The organism is Brevibacillus borstelensis (assembly GCF_003710865.1).
Classification (GTDB): domain Bacteria; phylum Bacillota; class Bacilli; order Brevibacillales; family Brevibacillaceae; genus Brevibacillus; species Brevibacillus borstelensis.
Window position 1 is genome coordinate 121621 of record NZ_RHHO01000011.1, and the last position, 17676, is coordinate 139296.

The window sequence follows — 17676 nt, forward strand, 5'->3', positions numbered from 1 at the left end:
GACATGTTTTCTGGTACTATGTTCTTACTAGTCATAAAATTTGAAAATATCTACCGGAGAACAAGAGAGACAAGGGGGCAACTCTATGAAACTGGGGGCTCGGATGTTGATTGCCTTGCTGTTGGCAGGAATTGTGCCGCTGACAGCTGCGGGTGTATTTGCCTATTCGCAAACGAAGCAGGAGCTGTTGGAGGGGAGCGCAGCCACACTGGAGGCGCTTCGCAACAGCAACAAGGAACAGGTGGAAAACTATTTTCGCGAGCGATCCAAGAACCTGGAGACACTGGCAGCATCCGGCTCGGTGATTGATGCCTTGCCTGCTTTTGAAGCCGTATGGAAACAGGGCAGGGAAGCCCCCGTTTATCAGGAGGTAGAGGAAGCGCGGGGCAAGGAGTTGAAGATGGAAGTGGCGAGATACGGCTTCGCCAATGCGTATTTGCTGAATGACAAAGGAGAAGTCGTCTTTGAGACAAAACCGCAGGCTGATTTTGGCACGAATCTCCTCAGTGGGCCATATAGTGGTACGACATTGGGGCAGACGGTGGCAAAGGCATTCAAAGGCTTGAGCCTTGAACTGTCAGATGTCAGCCGGTATGAACCGTCTGGCGGCGCTCCGGCCATCTTCATGGCAGTCCCGATCTTTGATCACGGCACCGTCATCGGACAATTGGCGGCAGAAGTCCCGCTCGATTACATATCCCGGCAACTGAACAGAAGAGAGGGACTCGGCGCCACTGGGAAGGTGTATTTGATCGGACAAGACAAACTGATGCGGACTGATCTTGGCGGCGGGGAGCCAACTCTGTTGCAGGTGAAGGTCGACACGGAGATTGCCGATCAGGTGTTGTTTTCCAATCAGACCGCTGCTACCGTGCAGTCGACAGACTATCGCGGAGAGGAAGTGCTGGTATCGTACGATCAGGTGAAGGTGGGCAAGCTGACCTGGGCGATCCTGGCGGAAATGGACATGACGGAAATTATGGCCGGACCGAACAGTATCCGCAATGCCATTTTGCTGTTCAACGGAATCGTCCTGATATTGGTGGTGGTTATTGCGTCTGTCACCGCTGCCTGGCTGCGCCGCTCTTTTGCCGGAATGCTGCTGGTAGCCAGAAGGATCGGGCAGGGCGACTTTACCTGTGCTGTTCCGCCTGCTCTTTTGAAGCGAAAGGACGAATTGGGAGAGCTGGCGCGATCGCTGTTTGCCATGCGGGATCAGCTGAGCGACATTTTGATCCAGGTCCGGCACGCCTCTCATTCGGTTGCGGAGTCGGTACGGGAGATCCACGGAAATACGGGGGAAATTTCCTCATCCAGCGGGCAAATTGTGCAGGTCGTCGACCATGTGGCAGCATCTGCAGATCGACAGGTCGACAAGCTGGCGCGCACGTTGCACTTGGCAGAGGATTTGACGGCAACGGTCTCGGGCGTAACGGGACACGTCGAGCAGGTGGCGATCTCCTCCAGGGAGATGAGAATTCACGCAGAGGAAGGGCGGCAGGCCATCGAGGCTGTCGTCAGCAGCATGGATCAGATTAACAGAGCTGTGGAAGCGACGACACAAGTCATTCACGGACTCGAGCTGCGCTCACGGGAGATTTCCAAAATCATCGCAGCGATTACGGAGATCGCCCGTCAGACAAATCTGCTCGCGCTCAATGCCAGCATCGAAGCAGCGAGGGCAGGCGAGCACGGCAAGGGATTCGCCGTCGTGGCCAATGAGGTTCGCAAGCTGGCAGAAGGTACGAATGAAGCCGCCCAGCAAATTGTCGCCATGATCAGCGACGTCCAGGCGAGCACGACTGCCGCTGTGGAGAAAATGGCCGAAGGCACGCGCACCGTCAAGGACGGTTCCCGTACAGCCCGTCAGTCCGGCGAGCTGTTTCAGCGAATCGAAGAGAATATCCGCAGAGTCTCCTCCGAAATGGAGGGGGTTCGGCAGGCTTTTGCCAGGATCGCTCCAGAGGCCCAGCAAGTCGTTGCAGTCGCACAGGAAGTATCCGCTGCCTCGACAGAAGCGGCTGCCGGTGTCCAGAGCATCTCCGCAGCGGTGGAAGAGCAGAGCGCAGCCATGGAAATGATCGCGGCTTCAGCCGATCAGCTCTCTGCACTTGCCGACAGACTACGAGAATCGCTGGCAGCCTTCCGGTTGGATGCGAAAAATTAAGAGACCCGCTGCGGTCTCTTTTCTCATGCAGGGGAGGATATCTCTAGCAAAATGTTGAATCATAAGGACGATGGAGTTTCGGGTCGGAGGGAACTAGCATGCAGAAACTAGACTGGGAACTATACCTGCTACCGTTCGAACAAGCCGTGGAAGAGATCAAGGTTAAGCTGAAAAACATCCGCAACGAGCTGCGGAAGCGAAAAGAGCACTCTCCTATCGAGTTCGTCACCGGTCGGGTGAAGTCGGTCCCGAGTATATACAACAAGGCGAATCGCCTTCAATTTCAAATCGATGAAAATATTTGCTGGGAGCTCCGGGATATAGCAGGAATTCGGATCATCTGCCAATTCATTGACGATATTCCAGCTGTGGTGGAAATGATCCGGCGACGCAAAGACATGCGGATTTATTTGGAGAAGGACTACGTGTCCAGGCCAAAGGAGAGCGGGTACAGAGGCTATCATCTGGCCGTAGCGTACGAGCTGATGACAGCCCGGGGTCAGGCGGTCATCCCTGTGGAAATCCAGATTCGCACACTGAACATGAATTTCTGGGCGACGATCGAACACTCTCTCAACTACAAATACGAAGGAATCATTCCCTCCGCGATCCGACAGCGCTTGATTGAAGCCGCCAAGGCGTCATCCAAGCTGGACAGCGAGATGAACAATATCCGCGAGGAAATCAAGGAGGCCCAGGTGGAGTTCACCGCCAAGGAAGTAGCGATGGAATCGCTGATTTCACTTGTGGAGCTTGATTTGGACGTGGACGATGAGGAAACGGGAGAAGGCATGAAGACCAAAGAAGGGAAGAAACATCTACATGACGACGATGAACTGGCTGCAGGAAGTTGAAAAGCGAAAAGACGACCTGATTTCCACGACGCAGGGATTTTTGCGGATCAAAAGCTTGCTGGACCCATCCACAGCACGGGAAGGGGCTCCTTTCGGCGAAGGCATCCGTGAAGCGCTGGACTTTGTGCTTGAACAGTGCAAGCAGGCAGGAATGACGGTAAAGGATGTCGGCGGCTATGCCGGGCATGCGGAGTTTGGACAGGGCAGCGAACTGATCGGTGTGCTCAGCCACGTGGATGTCGTTCCAGAAGGGGACGGCTGGACTTCGCCGCCATACGCTGCGGAAATTGTGGACGGGAAGATCGTCGCCCGCGGAGCGATTGACGACAAAGGACCGACGATTGCGGCGATTTTTGCGGCGAAGCTGGTCAAGGAATCCGGTCTGCCGCTGTCCAAACGGGTCAGACTCATTTTTGGAACGGACGAAGAGTCTGGTTGGCAGTGTGTCAAAACGTACTTTGAAACCGAAGAGATGCCGACCATGGGCTTCACGCCGGATGCCGATTTTCCTTTGATATATGCGGAAAAGGGGCTGACAGACCTGACTGTTTTGCAAACGCATGAAGCGTTCCTCGGGCAGCAGCTCCCGTCGGCCGACAGCCCGGCAGCTCAGCTTCTGGAGCTTGCCTCTGGCAGAAGGATGAACATGGTGCCGGACAAAGCGGAGGCCAGATTGTTGCCGATGGGCATGGGAGCCGAGGAATTGATTCAAGCATACGAGGCGTATTTGAACGATTCGGGCATGAAGGGCAAGGCCGAATGCTCAAATGGGCATGTGCTGCTCCATATGGAAGGCGTCTCCGTTCACGGAATGGACCCTGGCAAGGGCGTCAATGCAGGCACCGAGCTGATTCATTTTTTGGGAACACTGACGCTGGATGCCCGAGCGGATCAATTCGTCCGCTTCACCGAGCAGTACCTGTATCGGCAGCATTACGGCGAAGCGCTCGGCATCTCTCATCATGACGAGGAGATGGGACCGCTCACGCTGAATACAGGCGTAATTCAGTATGAGGCAGATGGCGATGCCCTGTTCCAGCTCAACATTCGCTATCCTCACTCCTTGCCGTTTGAAAAGTGGAGCGCCATTTTCAAGGAGCGGATTGCCCAGGCTGCATTCGTGTTCGAGGTGGTCGAGCATTTGCGCCCTCACCGGGTAGACCCGAATCATCCACTGGTGACGACTTTGCAGCGGGTTTACACGGAGCAGACCGGACTGGAAGCGGGAATTATCGCGATTGGCGGCGCTACTTACGGCCGTTCGCTGGACGTAGGCGTTGCCTTTGGCCCGCTTTTCCCCGGCCGTCCCGACTGCGCGCATCAGCGGGATGAATACATTCTCATAGACGATTTGATCAAAGCGACGGCTATCTACGCTCAAGCGATTTACGAGCTGGCGAAATAACCGGAAATGCAGGCGGTTCGAAGCAGCATGCACGCATGCAGCCGAGCCGCCTGTTTCATCCCTTTTGCGAAGCCAAAAAGGGGCATTCTGACCGTTTTGTTGTGTTTTTGAAAAGACTCCTATACTATAGGGAGACAGAACCAGCGCTCGTCGCTGAAAATGAAGGACGGATGCCGTTATCCGCTCGTCAGGCAGGGATGGCCGACAGACGGGGGAGGGCGGCTTCCTTTGAAAAGGAAGTGAGCATCATGACAAAGACATTTGCGTCGTTTGGCTTTCGCCCGGAACTGATGCAAGGCATACAGGATTCGTTTTACAAGGAACCGACGCCGATCCAGGCTGAAGCGATACCATTGATAACAGAGGGCAAGGACGTCATCGGTCAAGCGCAGACCGGTACGGGGAAAACAGCGGCTTTTGTGCTGCCGATCCTGAATCGTCTGCAAGCGGGCAAGAAGGATATCCAGGCTGTGATCCTGACGCCGACGCGTGAGCTGTCAATCCAGATCGCCAAAGAGGCTGAGAAGCTTGGCAAGCATATGGGTGTCAACGTTCTTTCTTTGCACGGCGGCACGGATATTGAAAAGCAGCTGAACAAATTGAAAGAAACGGTTCACATCGTCGTGGGAACGCCGGGACGGGTACTGGACCATATGAAGCGGGGCTCCCTGCACTTTGGCCGCATATCCACGCTCGTTCTGGACGAGGCCGACAAAATGCTGGAGATGGGCTTTCTCGAGGATGTCGAGCAGGTCATCGTGAACACGCCGCAGCAGCGTCAGATTCTTCTTTTCTCCGCCACGATGCCCGATCTGGTGAAAAAGCTGGCGCAGCAGTTCATGAAGCAGCCGCCGCATATCAAGATCGAATCGAAGCAAAAGACGGTTGAATCCATTGAGCAGTTTTACTATGTGGTCAACCAGACTGAAAAGACGGATGCGCTGGTCGATCTGCTGGAGCAAGAAAAGCCATATCTTTGCATTGTGTTTGCCAACACCCAGGTGCGCGTGCAGCAATTGACTGCGCGGCTTCAGGAAAACGGATTTTCGGCAAGCGCGCTGTATGGAGACTTGTCGCAAAACAAGCGGGAACAGCTAATGAAGCAGTTCCGCGATATCAAATTCCAGTTTCTCGTGGCTACCGACATCGCGGCGCGCGGGCTGGATGTGGAAGGCGTCACTCATGTGATCAACTACGACCTGCCAAATGACGTGGAGAGCTACATCCACCGCGTCGGACGGACGGGACGGGCCGGACAAAAAGGGAAGGCGATTTCGCTCGTCTCTCCTCGCCAGAAAAGCATGATGATCCGGTTTGCAAAAGCGACAAAGGCGTCGATCGAGGAAAGGCTGCTGGTAGTCGGACGCCATCTCGACGCGGGACGCCGCGAGCGCGCCAAAGAACGCGAAGCGTATTTTATTGAACTGCGCGAGCAGAAGGCAAAGGAAGAAGCGAAGGAAAAGGACAAGCAGATCGCTCCGGTCCGCGAAGCCATCAAAAAGAAGACAAAGGTAAAGCCGGGCTACAAGAAAAAGCTGGCTCGCGAGCTGGAAGAGCTGCAGACCAAATACGAAAAAAATCGCCGCCGCGCAGAAGCGATCGCTGCCCGCAAGGCAGGGAAATCGGGTGATGCGGGGAAAGCTGGCGGCGCTGGCAGATCCGGAAAACCGGGCGGAGCTGGCAGCCGTGGCGGAAACCGCTCAGGAAATTTCGGCGGGAAACGTCCGCGCGGTTAACAGTCGACGGGTAGAAGCAAAAGCACCCAGCGTGCCAGCCCAGAGTATGTGGCTAGCCTAAGTCTGGGGCAATTGATGCCGAAACAGCCTTAGTCCTGAATTTGCAGGGGCTAAGGCTGTTTGCTGTACAGATATTCTGGCAGCAGGATACCTTTCTGTTTCCAATGTCGGTATCATTTTCGTCACCTCAATCATTTGATTTTTTGATGGATAAGGGCGGCCAGAGACGAAGCGGACATAGGGCAGGTGGTCTTTGGATTCCATTTTGCGCATGCGTTTCCCAGCTTGGCAGACCAGATCGTTGATCGCTGCGAATAATCATTGTCTGCTGGAGCGAAAAGAGCTGCGAGATTTTTTGAAAGATAATCAATTGGCTGACAGAGTGCTGGTACCCGAGGACGGAGAGCGCTTTTCATTTTCGCAAGCCGGGCCGCAGGTCCGATTTCCTCTCCGCCTCTTGACGGATTTCCAACTTGGTTTCATCTGGTAATGTAGTCATCGACAACGATTGACGCAACCGCCTCAGGATGACCAGGAAAAGGAGTCTGTCATGAAAAGCTTATTATCCGTGCAATCTTTTCGGTTTTACAGCTATTTTTTATGTTTGTCCTTGATCGTCTCAACCCTGATTTTGCCTAGTCAGCATGCTTCTGCGGCACAGCAGGCGATTTCCGCCGAGCTGCAAGCCAAGCTTGATGAGATCGATGCCTACATCGATGATGCCGCCGCGAAGCTGGGTGCCCCCGGAGGCTCCATGGTGCTGGTAAAGGACGGGCAGATTGTCTACAGAAAAACATGGGGAGTGACCGGAGACGGGAAGACGGCTGTGACGGCACAAACGCCGTTTTTGCTCGGTTCTCTCAGCAAGGGCCTTACTGCCTATGGAATCATGCTGCTTGTTCAGGCCAATAAAATCGACCTGGATGCGCCTGTCCGGCAATATTTGCCTTCATTTACGCTAGAAAGCGAAGAGGACGCCGCAAAAATCACTGTCCGCCAACTGCTCACGCAAACGAGCGGGCTTGGTACGGAATCCGGCATGAAATTTGCCGACCAGGGAGCGGACGACAGCGAAGCAGTCCAGCGATACGTTCGTGAGCTTTCTACGGAAGCCACCACCGCACGGCCGGGTGAACGGCACCAGTACAGCAACGCAAACTACGGGATACTCGGAGCGCTGATCGAACGGATTTACGGCGTTTCGTTCGAGGAGTACATGGATAAATCCGTATTCGAGCCGCTTGGCATGTCCAATGCTGCAGCCAGTGTCCGGCAAGCCAAAGAAAAGGGCTGGATGTCCGGTTACCGCTCCTGGTTTGGTCTGTCTGTCCAAAGCGACATCGCATATGACAACGGGGGAGCTCCTTACGGGTACATTGCGGCAAGTGCCGAAGACATGGGACATTATCTGATCGGAATGCTGCAGCCGGATGCCGTGCTTTCTGCCCGCTACACCAGGATGATGATGGAGCCTGCCGTCTTGACAAGAGCCAATTCACAGACCTCTTACGGCTTCGGCTGGAGGATCACGCCGCTGGCTGAAGGCGGAGAACGCATCTGGCATGCAGGCTCAACCCCCGATTATCGCTCGGAGATCATGCTGCTGCCCGGGGAAGGATGGGGAGCCGCCATTTTGACCAATCGCAACAATTCGCTGGAGGAGATCAGGCTTACGCAAGTAATGAACGGGGTCCAGCAGATTTTGCTGGGAAAAAAGGCGCAGCCCGCAACCTTTTCAGTGCCGATGGAAAGATGGCTGTTTGCAGTTGTTTTTCTCGTCCTGCTCTTGGTAACGGCAATGGTGGTCTACAGATTGTTCCGAGTACGGCGGAAGTCAGGGAACAGGCGGATATGGGCCGGGCTTGCAACAGTCTTTATCCTGCTTGCCGTTCTCTTGCTGCCGGTGCTCCTGTACGGATTGAATGTGACCTGGCATACCTTTTCACTTTTTGTGCCCGATATGGCTGCTTTGGCTGTCGGATGCGTCGTTTTGCTTACCGCAAGCGGTCTTTTGTCAGTGAAAATGGCAGTGAACGGCTGAATCTAGTTCTATAGATGCAGGGTTTTCCTCTTACCCTAAAACGGGTACAATAAATAGAAGTACCAGAAAATATCGGCCACTTTGGACCTGGGTCCTGCTCAGGGGACAAATCAGGGTATGAGGAGAAAGCTGTCATGACTCAACTATTCTGTGAACAATGCGGTTTGCCTATTCCGGCGGCTGAATCGGCATGCCGTTCGTGCACACAGGAAGAACTGGATGAGTATCGGGTAGTTCGCGAGTATCTGCGAATGAACCCCAACTCCAATGCGATGCAAATCGCCAACGCAACCGGTATTTCCGTATCCAGAATCCTTCGTTACATAAAAAACGGCTCCTTGACGATGGTAAACGACGGGCCGAATCGGCGGAACCGCTAACAAAAACCCACCTGCGGGAAGAATCTGTGCTCCCGATGCAGGTGGGCTTTTTTCTTGCTAGCTGGATTACAGCCAGCGCAATCCCTTGGGATAATGGTTTTTCAGTTGTCCGTCAGCCTGCTTGCCCCAGCCGATGGGGAAGCCGTCCACACAGACCAGAGTCCAGCCAGCTTCTCCTTCCCGCGATAATGCTTCTCCCTTGAGATAGCGGATCAGGTCAGGATCGGCTGCAGAAAAGCTGGCGACGCGTGCTGCTGCCTCCGCACATACTGCCAAGGCGAGAGCGTGTGAGGGCTCCAGGCGATTTTTTTTCAGCGTTCCCAGGTGCAAGCCGGCCCGGTTGATGCGAAGGCCGTCCAAATCCAGTCCGGGTCGCGGGGTATAATAAAGCTGGTCGCCGAAGAGGAGAAGGGCAGAGTCGTCGGCGTACAGATCGCCAAGGTTCGGCAGGGCTTCCCGGACAAAGCTCTGCCAGATTGCGACCGCCTCCTTTTTGCCGGCGAATGAAGCAGGTTTTCCTTTTTTCTTCGGACGACTGCGAGACTGTTCTGCTGGGGTCGCTTCAGCCGACTTTCTCAGCTTGGCGACAAAGTGGCCTTCCCCTTGCAGCTTATGGGGCCAAAGGCGTGCGGCCAAAGCCACATCCGGCAAGGACGGGTCCGCCCACTTGGGCTCGCCGGGCGAATACGAGTCTGCGGAAGGAAGCGGGATCATGTCAAACTCGGGATGGCGCTGTAGAAAGGCAGCCAAGGATTGCTCGTTTTCCAAAGGGGCGAACGTGCAAGTCGAATAGACAAGCGTCCCACCGGGCTTCAGCATGGCGCTGGCCGCATCCAAAATATCCAGCTGCATGAGGTGGCACTCCGTCACTTTTTCCGGTGTCCACTCCGCGACTGCCTCCGGGAGCTTGCGAAACATGCCCTCGCCGGAACACGGCGCGTCGACCAGTATCCGGTCAAAGAACAGCGGGAATCGCTCTGCCAGCCGCTCCGGTGTTTCGTTGGTCACGATAGCGTTGGTGATGCCCAGCCGCTCGACGTTTTCCGAAAGGGCCTTGACCCGCGACGGGTGAATTTCATTGGCGATCAACAGCCCGCTCCCTTTCATGGCCGCTGCCAGTTGGGTTGTCTTGCCGCCCGGAGCCGCACATAGGTCGAGTACTGTTTCGCCGGGGAGCGCCTCCAGTGCTTCCGCAGGGGACATGGCACTCGGCTCCTGCAAATAGTACAGACCGGCTGCGTGGTAAGGATGCTTGCCGGGACGATCTCCTTCCCTGTAGCAGAAGCCATTTGGACACCATTCCACCGGCTCCAGGGAGAAGGGGGAGAGCGACAGGAAATCAGCCGGCGCAAGCTTCAACGGATTGATTCTGAGGCCGTGGCTCGCAGCCTCTTCATAGCTCGCGATAAAGGCTTCGTATTCGTCTTGCAATAGCGCCTGCATACGTGCCGTAAATGCAGCGGGCAAAGGGTTTTTCATGGTAGCCTCCGATGTCAGATTTTGTCTGGCCCTAAGAGGAAATTGGTGAATCATGGCGAATCCATTTGAAAGTGAGGTGAGAACAATTGAAAGAATCCCGTGCGGAAAGGTACCGCTCTCGCCGGCGCAACGATTCCGAAGTAAGCCGGTTTTGGATCATGGGTTTGCTCTTCTCACTGCTGGTACTCGCCTTTGAATTTTTGTTTGAGATTCCTGCCGATGCCACTTGGCTTCAGGAGATGGAAATGGCATTGTTCAGCGCGAGTTTTACTCTGCTTGCCTTTTATCTTTTGGGGCTGACGTTTGTTTTCTCGCGCCAGCAGGAGGCAGGCAAGGTAAACCACCATGTGATTATTTACGCATGGCTGGGGGCAATTTTGTTTCATCTGTTCTTGCTCATCAGCAACCTGGCAAACCAACATGTATACAAAGCAGGAATCATTTTGTTTTTGGGGCCTTTATTTTTAACTGTTTACCATTTTATCACGTACTTGTCCGCTTTGCGCGCCGCAAGACAGGAACAGGAACAAGCGACGGCCGCCTCCTATGAGCGCGCGGCTTATCAACTGATTCTCGAAGGTACCAAGGTATACGGTGAAATCAATCGGCTCAAAACCGCCTATCCGGAAGTGGAGCAAATGCTGCGGGCCAATGAATTTTACGGCAAGCTGGAGAGATACGCCCTGGAGATGCAGCAGTATTTGCAGACGAAGCAGTTTACCCGCAAGGACGTGGAAGTGCTGGAAGGCCATTATTACTACCTGGAAAACCTGCTTCTTTTGGCCAAGCAGCATCCGGGAATTATGGAATCGCGCGCTTTTGCGCACCGGGAGAGCCACACACGCTAGCCAGAAGAAAAAAGAGGAGAGTGACGTCAATGTTCTGGAAGAAAAAGAAGGACGAAGCCCAGCAGGAAATAGCTGCGACCGCCGTAGCACTGCAGGAGCCGGATGCGCGGGGAGACCGCGAAGAAATCAAGCGAGAGCTGATGGCGGTTTACGAGCAAATGGGCGCGATCATTCATCAGCATGGCGTTGTAAACGACCAGCACGGCTCCCTTGCCGAGCTGGCAAACCGGATGGAAGGCATTATCGCGAAAATTCAGCGGATCAGCACAGAGTCCGAGGAGTCGGCCGACAACCTTTATTCCCGCGGAGAGCGTTTGACGAGCATCTGCATGCAGTCCGTAGAACGGGCAAATGAAGGCAAGCTCTCAATGGCAGAGGTCGTCTCGGTGATGAGCGTGCTGGAACAGCAGTCTGCCAGCACGTCCGCATCCATGGGCCGTCTCGAAGAGCGTTCGTCGGAGATTACCAGCATCGTTCAAGTGATCAGCGATATCGCCAATCAGACGAACCTGCTGGCTCTCAATGCAGCGATTGAAGCCGCTCGCGCAGGCGAACAGGGAAGGGGTTTTGCGGTCGTGGCGGACGAGGTTCGCAAGCTGGCAGAAATGACAGCCAATTCGACCAAAAACATTGCCGAGCTGATCGGCAAAATTCAGGAAGAGACAAAAGAAGCGATCGCCAACAGCGAGAAGAGCGGCAGTGCGATCCAAAAAGGCTTGTCGACAAGCAAGGAAGCGGCTGAAAAAATGGAAAGCATCGTATCCGCCCTGCGGGAAGTGAGTGAAGAGACGGCGGGTGTCATGGAAACGATCCAGCAGCAAAAGCGCTACACGGACGAAAACAATCTGCAGGTCCAGGAAGCAAAACGGGCTCTGGAGCAGATGAATGAGGCGCTGCGCCATCACGTTCAGGAAGCGGGAGCAGTCGACAGGCAGCTGGAAGCCAGCTACCAAGACGTAAAACGATTGCTGGCTGAATAAAACAGCGCAAGCAAGTGAGCAAGTAATTATGTAAGGAAAAACCTCTTTGACAAAAAACGTCCCTCAACCGGCTGAAACAACCGGTGCAGGGACGTTTTTTTATTAGGTCGGGGTACCAGAGTGCCGGGGTGCCTGAGTGCCGGGGTACCTGAGTGCCGGGGTACCAGGGTGCCGGAGTATCGGAGTGCCGGGGGACCGAAGTGCCGAAGTGCTAATTCGCCGGGAGCGGCTTTTCGGACATATAGCGGTATATAGGGATACGGTCACCTTTTTGCACAGGGAGGTAGCTGTTCGTCACGAAGCTGTCCACGGACTCCGGCTCCAGCGCGAGCGCAATAAAGTTGGCGAGCGGCTGGTCCATCGCAAATACGTAGCTGTCTGCAGGAAAGGTCACCTGCTCCTCAGTGACCCAGGTCTCCACCCGGTTGGGAAAACGGCCGTTTTCAAGGCGAGCCTGTACCTTGTTATCCGTGACAAGATAGCTTTCTACAGGGAGAGCAGCAGGCTCGGACAATGTCGCGATGTTCACGCCCAGCCGCTCCAGCCGGTCAGCGATATGGTGATAAGCGGGAGGCATCAAATAGGCAGTCGGCCTTTTCCTCTCCAGGGTCGGATAAGCATTTGTCGCGCTCACCCACGCAACCGTGATGGAGACGCGCTTGGACTGTGCCAAATCAATCACATCCAGTGAGTAACCGGTCATTCGTTTGTTTTCGCTAGTGACGACAATCCGGTCGTCGTCATCAGCTTTTTTCCCCTGCTCGATCAACCGGCTGCGTGATCTGGCGACCGTCTGTTTTATTTTTTCTGCATGTCGGGCTGTGGCCTGGATAAAGGCGGCATGTGTCGTCACCTGTCCATATACACGGCGTTCAAAATCGGCCCGGCCGATGCCGATTCCCCTCGTCTCCACCAAAAAGGAAAGGCTGTTTTTCAATCCGAGGGCATTGCGGCCGATTCGCGTTTCCGTACTGCCTTCTGTCGCGATAATCTGCCCGTCCTTGTTCTGGGATAACGTGTAGTAGGGGTGATGCGTCAGTTTGGCCTCATCCAGCGCTTTTTCAACTTCCGGCAGCAGCAGTTGATCGGACATGCTCCGCAGTTCTTTTGGGATGTTCAAATTTTTGGCCGAAGAGATCAGCACATCATAGGAAGAAAGCGCTCCTTTTTTCCCTGTCTTCGCCAGGGAAGCGGACGTGACGCCATACTCATGAGCGTCCAGCACGACATCGGGCCGGAAGCGGTCGAATGCCTTGTGGATCGCCTGCACCTCGGGGTATTCGGCCTTCATGTAATCGCGATTGGCATCTTGACCGACAGCGATCGTTCTTTGAAACCGGTAGGACCCATCGGGGTTGATTCGCGGAACGATGATTACATGTACCTGGTCCAAAAGGTCTTTTCCCAGATGTTCTGTTGCCAGCCATTGCGCGATGACCAGAGCGGACTCACCTGAAGCGGGCTCATTGCCGTGAATTTGGGCCTGGAGCCAGACGATAGGTTTTGTCTTGTCAGTTTGGACCTGGTCAGGCTGGCGGGACAGGATCAAAAGCGGAATGTCCCGACCTTCGAGGGATTGCCCGATGATTTCCAGGCGGACGTGAGCGTGCTGACTGTCCAGCTTCTTGACGAACGCCATCATTTCTTCCTGACTGGTAAAGGCTTGGCTGGCCTTTTGAAAAGCAGGCGTATCGAAAGAAACAGAAGGGACGGGAAAAAGCGGGGCGATTGACCCGGGCTGCACGTAAACCTCTCCGGTCCCAAAATAGGGGAGAGGCTCTTTTGGTTCTTTGGCTGAAGGTGCTGCGGCAAGCGGCGGATGTGATTGGATTCCCCAAGCTGCCGGCGGGCAGGCGGCCAAAGAAATAAAGAAAAAGACGAGGGCAGCAGAAATAATTTTGTTTGTCATGACATCCCCTCCGTGTCGAATGTAATAGTCGCTTTCCCTACATCTTTATCAGATTGCAAGGCATTTCATCATGGTACTTTCTAATCATATTTGATAAATAATGGAGGAAATGCGAAGATAATGTGGAACCTATTACATCATGGCGTGGCAGTTACTCCGAAAACAGAGCGAGCGGGTTCGCAAACTTCTGAGCAAGGGGGATTACATGACCAAGGTAAGAAAGTCCGTATTGTTTTTTCTCGCATTGCTAGTCTCACTCGCAATGCCCCCTTCCGCCTCAGATGCTTTTCAGTGGGAAAAGCCGACGATCAAGGAAGAGTCTATTTCGGTAAGCGGTGGAGCTTTGAAACAGAAGATCTACCAGTTTAAAAATGGTGACGTGTTTCGCATGTACAGGCTGGAAGGGCAGATCGACAGCAGTCCGTATGTGCTGTCGGTGCCGTTTGCAGGCGAAGGGTCAACCTTTCGCCACGTTCTGAGCACGGATAATAATGGCCAGATCACGCGGGTATGGAATTTGCTCTCTTTGGCGGAGACAAATGAATTGCCGCTGGTTCCCGGCTTTATTGAATCACCAAGTCGTTACTTCTGGGTCGCCTCGCCGATTGTCTACAATCCTCTGGGGAGAACGACAATCGAGGAAAAAACGGAATTGGCTCTGCCCATTGCCGTGAAAAAAGAGTGGTATCGCATGCATCTGGAGGTACAGCTCCCGGTAAAGGCGGGAATGGTCAGCGAATGGTGGATCATGGAGTCCAGCTCCCCGCTGGTTCCCTGGGATAGTGAGCCGACAGCCAATCTTTGGCTGGGAGTCGATCTCTCGGATAAGGCCAAGTGGTTGTACGACGGCTATTACTACACGAGTCCGTCTACATACGTTCCCTACACCGTCAATGCGTTTTGGCGCAATCCGGAGAACTATGTAGTCCGCTCCTTCCTGGCGAATCCAACCAGCAAAGCGGCGCAAAACATGGCCTACGTCATGCTCGATACCGCTGTCCGCAATCAGGAAGCGGAAGGGCACTGGAAGACGTATCCACAGTCCCAGTGGCTGGCTGACGATTACGGGATCCCTGATGGCTTTTACGATACGCGGTTTAATACCGGAATGGCCGAGCTGCTGCTTGATGGCTGCAAAAAGTATAATGAGAGTGAATTTTGTGAATCGGCCAAAAGGTACGCCCTGTATTTGCGCAATCACGCCAGTCAGTATCACTACGTAATACCCGGTCCTACAGATGGATGGCTGGTTGCCGATTACGCCCACCCGACACCGCATAAGCCGACACATGTTTCGCTCAACCACCAGTTGGCGGAAATTAACTTTTTGTGGAAAATGTACATGCAATTTCAAGATCCGGCCGACCAAGCGCTGGCAACAGTGATGCTTCAGGGAGTCACCAATCTGGGAGAACGATGGATCACGCAAAATGGAGATCTGCACTACGCCTGGTTCCCTGATGACACCTTTGGCAGACCGGATTACCCTTATCTGACCTACAATGATTTGCGGGAAACCCAGCGACTCTATCGGTCGCTTTACGGAACGGAACAGCCCGTAATCGCACAACTGATGAAAAGCAAAGAAATGTGGATGGCAGCCAATAAAGTTGTCAATCCATTTCAGTAACAAAACGCCAAAAAAGGTGCCGGTCGCGGCACCTTTTTTTATGGCTGGCACGGGCGGGGCCGTTCTTTCTATCCTTTTTTCAGCACAAACAATGTCAAAAAGCTGAGGGCCTCGCGCAATTCCGCGGGTAACCGATTTGCCAGCTCGGCAGGTACGCCTTCTTTATAAACGGGTTCTTCCTCCAGCAGGACATAGCCATTTTCGCTGGCCAGTTGCTTCGCTTCCCACGGCATCATCGTGTTTTGGATCGTCGCCTCCCCGTACAGGCGGCGATAGCTGTGTCCCCGTGGTCCTGCCGTCGGGCCGAGTATGCCGAGGAGCAGGATGCCCCCCGGTTTGAGCAAACGATGGAACTCCAGGAGTGCAGCGAGTGGCGAAGGCGTGAATTCCGTCACGTTAATGCAGAGAATCCCGCTGAAGGTTTGATCGGAAAAGGGAAGGCTGGACACATCCCCAGTCTGAAAGCGGACAGCTATTTCACCGTTTTTTGCCCGGTCATTTGCCCGGTCTTTAGCCAGGCGAATCATTTCCCCGGCAATGTCGACTCCTTCCACAGTATAGCCGCTTGCGGCCAGCTTGCAGCTAGCGTATCCATCTCCGCAACCAGCGTCCAGAACAGGTCCATTTTCCGCGTGGACATAGCGGGTAAACAGCGGCAGGATCGTCCTGCGGCTGCCCGTTTCCCACATGGCTTCGCTGCGCTTATGCCAATCCGCCGAAAATTGGTCCCATTGCTCTTTTGCCATTTCACTCCATTGTGTCATTCGTATAGTCCTCCTTACCTTTCAGCAAGCATTTTACGCTTCATCCCTTGTTTTTCATCTATCCGGGCAAATATTCCTGCATCGTACCGGAAGACGCTGATGATGCGCACTTTATTGGAGAAAAGCTGTTGCGCGTTTTCGCGTTGTTCCGTGTTCTTGCGGGAGTAAACGCTTTCCATGTACTCTCAAGATAACAAACAAAATCATCCCAATCATGCAAAAATTTGAAAAAGTCGGAGGGGTAGGCAAATGAGCAACACCGATTTCTTTCCCATTCAGGACTGGGATTATGTGGAGTTCTATGTAGGAAATGCGAAGCAAGCCATGCATTACTTCACCAAGGCCTTCGGATTTCAGGCTGTGGCCTACGCAGGGCTGGAAACAGGCTCGCGGGAAAAGGTTTCCTATGTATTGAAACAAAAACACCTTACGTTTGTCTTGTCAGGGGCGCTTACTCCTGACAGCCCGATCAACGCGTTTGTGAGCAAGCACGGGGACGGCGTAAAGGACGTGGCTCTTCGCGTGGACGACTGTGAGCAGGCGTATCGCGAGGCCGTTTCCCGCGGAGCCGTGCCGGTCATGGAGCCGACCGAGTTTTCCGATTCCTTCGGCACTGTGAAAAAGGCAATCATCGGCACCTACGGGGACAACATCCACACCTTTGTCGAGCGGAAAAACTACAACGGTCCCTTCCTCCCGGGCTACCAAGCGTATGAATCTCCGGTTCAAGGAGAAGAAACCGGGCTGATCGGGATTGACCATATCGTCGGAAACGTGGAAGTCATGGACGAATGGGTGGCCTACTACCAAAAAGTCATGGGCTTCACGGCCGTGCAGAACTTCAGCGACGATGACATCTCGACCGAGTACTCCGCATTGATGTCAAAAGTGATGCAAAGCGGCACGGGGCGGATCAAGTTCCCGATCAACGAACCGGCCGAGGGGCGCCGGAAGTCGCAGATCCAGGAATTTCTCGAGTTTTACAAAGGGCCGGGTGTGCAGCATATCGCCCTGTTGACCAACGATATAGTAAAAACCGTTTCCGCACTGCGGGCAAATGGCGTGGACTTCCTCTACGTACCGGACACGTACTACGAAGAACTGAAGGAGCGTGTCGGAGAGATCGACGAAGACATCGAAACGCTCCGCAACCTGCGGGTGCTGGTGGACCGCGACGATGAAGGATACCTCTTGCAGTTGTTCAGCAAGCCGATTGTAGACCGTCCGACCCTGTTCGTAGAAATCATTCAGCGAAAAGGGGCGCGCGGCTTCGGCAACGGAAATTTCAAGGCGCTGTTTGAAGCGCTCGAGAGAGAACAGGAGCTGCGGGGCAATCTGTAAGAAGCGGCTTGGCTTTCTGTCCGTCGACAGCTATGGCTGTTGGCGGATTTTTTTGTGCGTCAATTCAGTCTAGACTGACGATTTGCTTGACCGCATAAGCACTCCGTGGCGATAATGATAACAACAGACTGGAAGAGGAGCG

Annotated in this window: 13 protein-coding genes; 10 read left to right on the forward strand and 3 right to left on the reverse strand. The window is 54.1% G+C overall.

The window, feature by feature from the left end:
- Positions 1-85 precede the first annotated feature (85 nt).
- The 6 genes from EDM54_RS05440 (at position 86) to EDM54_RS05470 (ending at position 8583) form a co-directional block, all read left to right on the forward strand.
- Positions 86-2167, forward strand: coding sequence for a methyl-accepting chemotaxis protein (locus EDM54_RS05440; protein ID WP_003389019.1), 2082 nt, complete (start codon positions 86-88; stop codon positions 2165-2167).
- Positions 2168-2265: 98 nt separating this feature from the next.
- Positions 2266-3021 (forward strand): GTP pyrophosphokinase, encoded by a 756-nt coding sequence (locus EDM54_RS05445; RefSeq protein ID WP_003389020.1) that lies wholly within the window; start codon positions 2266-2268, stop codon positions 3019-3021.
- The gene (gene pepV / locus EDM54_RS05450; protein ID WP_003389021.1) at positions 2990-4426 is read left to right on the forward strand and encodes a dipeptidase PepV; all 1437 of its coding nucleotides are present in this window, start codon (positions 2990-2992) and stop codon (positions 4424-4426) included. Before EDM54_RS05445 ends, pepV begins: the two co-directional genes overlap by 32 nt.
- A gap of 248 nt (positions 4427-4674) precedes the next feature.
- Positions 4675-6162 carry a DEAD/DEAH box helicase gene (locus EDM54_RS05455; RefSeq protein WP_031931847.1) on the forward strand — a complete coding sequence of 496 codons (1488 nt, stop codon included), beginning with the start codon at positions 4675-4677 and terminating at the stop codon, positions 6160-6162.
- 550 nt (positions 6163-6712) lie between these two features.
- Complete coding sequence (locus EDM54_RS05465; protein WP_003389024.1) at positions 6713-8203, forward strand: serine hydrolase domain-containing protein; 1491 nt, start codon at positions 6713-6715, stop codon at positions 8201-8203.
- A gap of 134 nt (positions 8204-8337) precedes the next feature.
- Positions 8338-8583 carry a hypothetical protein gene (locus EDM54_RS05470; protein WP_003389025.1) on the forward strand — a complete coding sequence of 82 codons (246 nt, stop codon included), beginning with the start codon at positions 8338-8340 and terminating at the stop codon, positions 8581-8583.
- Between the two features lie 66 nt (positions 8584-8649).
- On the opposite strand, the gene EDM54_RS05475 is transcribed toward EDM54_RS05470, so the two are convergent.
- Entirely contained in the window at positions 8650-10062 is a 1413-nt protein-coding gene (locus EDM54_RS05475) for an RsmF rRNA methyltransferase first C-terminal domain-containing protein (RefSeq protein WP_122957908.1), read from the reverse strand.
- Between the two features lie 86 nt (positions 10063-10148).
- Between EDM54_RS05475 and EDM54_RS05480 the strand changes: the two genes are divergently transcribed.
- Complete coding sequence (locus EDM54_RS05480) at positions 10149-10910, forward strand: hypothetical protein (RefSeq protein WP_003389029.1); 762 nt, start codon at positions 10149-10151, stop codon at positions 10908-10910.
- A gap of 29 nt (positions 10911-10939) precedes the next feature.
- Positions 10940-11890, forward strand: coding sequence for a methyl-accepting chemotaxis protein (locus EDM54_RS05485; RefSeq protein WP_003389030.1), 951 nt, complete (start codon positions 10940-10942; stop codon positions 11888-11890).
- 211 nt (positions 11891-12101) lie between these two features.
- Here the strand turns inward: EDM54_RS05485 and EDM54_RS05490 are convergent, their stop codons facing one another.
- Complete coding sequence (locus EDM54_RS05490) at positions 12102-13799, reverse strand: M14 family metallopeptidase (protein ID WP_122957909.1); 1698 nt, start codon at positions 13797-13799, stop codon at positions 12102-12104.
- Between the two features lie 205 nt (positions 13800-14004).
- Between EDM54_RS05490 and EDM54_RS05495 the strand changes: the two genes are divergently transcribed.
- Positions 14005-15429, forward strand: a complete 1425-nt coding sequence (locus tag EDM54_RS05495) for a hypothetical protein (RefSeq protein WP_031931843.1) — start codon at positions 14005-14007, stop codon at positions 15427-15429.
- A gap of 68 nt (positions 15430-15497) precedes the next feature.
- Here EDM54_RS05495 and EDM54_RS05500 read toward each other — a convergent pair whose 3' ends face one another.
- Positions 15498-16193 carry a class I SAM-dependent methyltransferase gene (locus EDM54_RS05500; protein WP_031931842.1) on the reverse strand — a complete coding sequence of 232 codons (696 nt, stop codon included), beginning with the start codon at positions 16191-16193 and terminating at the stop codon, positions 15498-15500.
- Between the two features lie 249 nt (positions 16194-16442).
- Between EDM54_RS05500 and hppD the strand changes: the two genes are divergently transcribed.
- The gene (gene hppD / locus EDM54_RS05505) at positions 16443-17534 is read left to right on the forward strand and encodes a 4-hydroxyphenylpyruvate dioxygenase (protein ID WP_003389034.1); all 1092 of its coding nucleotides are present in this window, start codon (positions 16443-16445) and stop codon (positions 17532-17534) included.
- Positions 17535-17676: the final 142 nt, after the last annotated feature.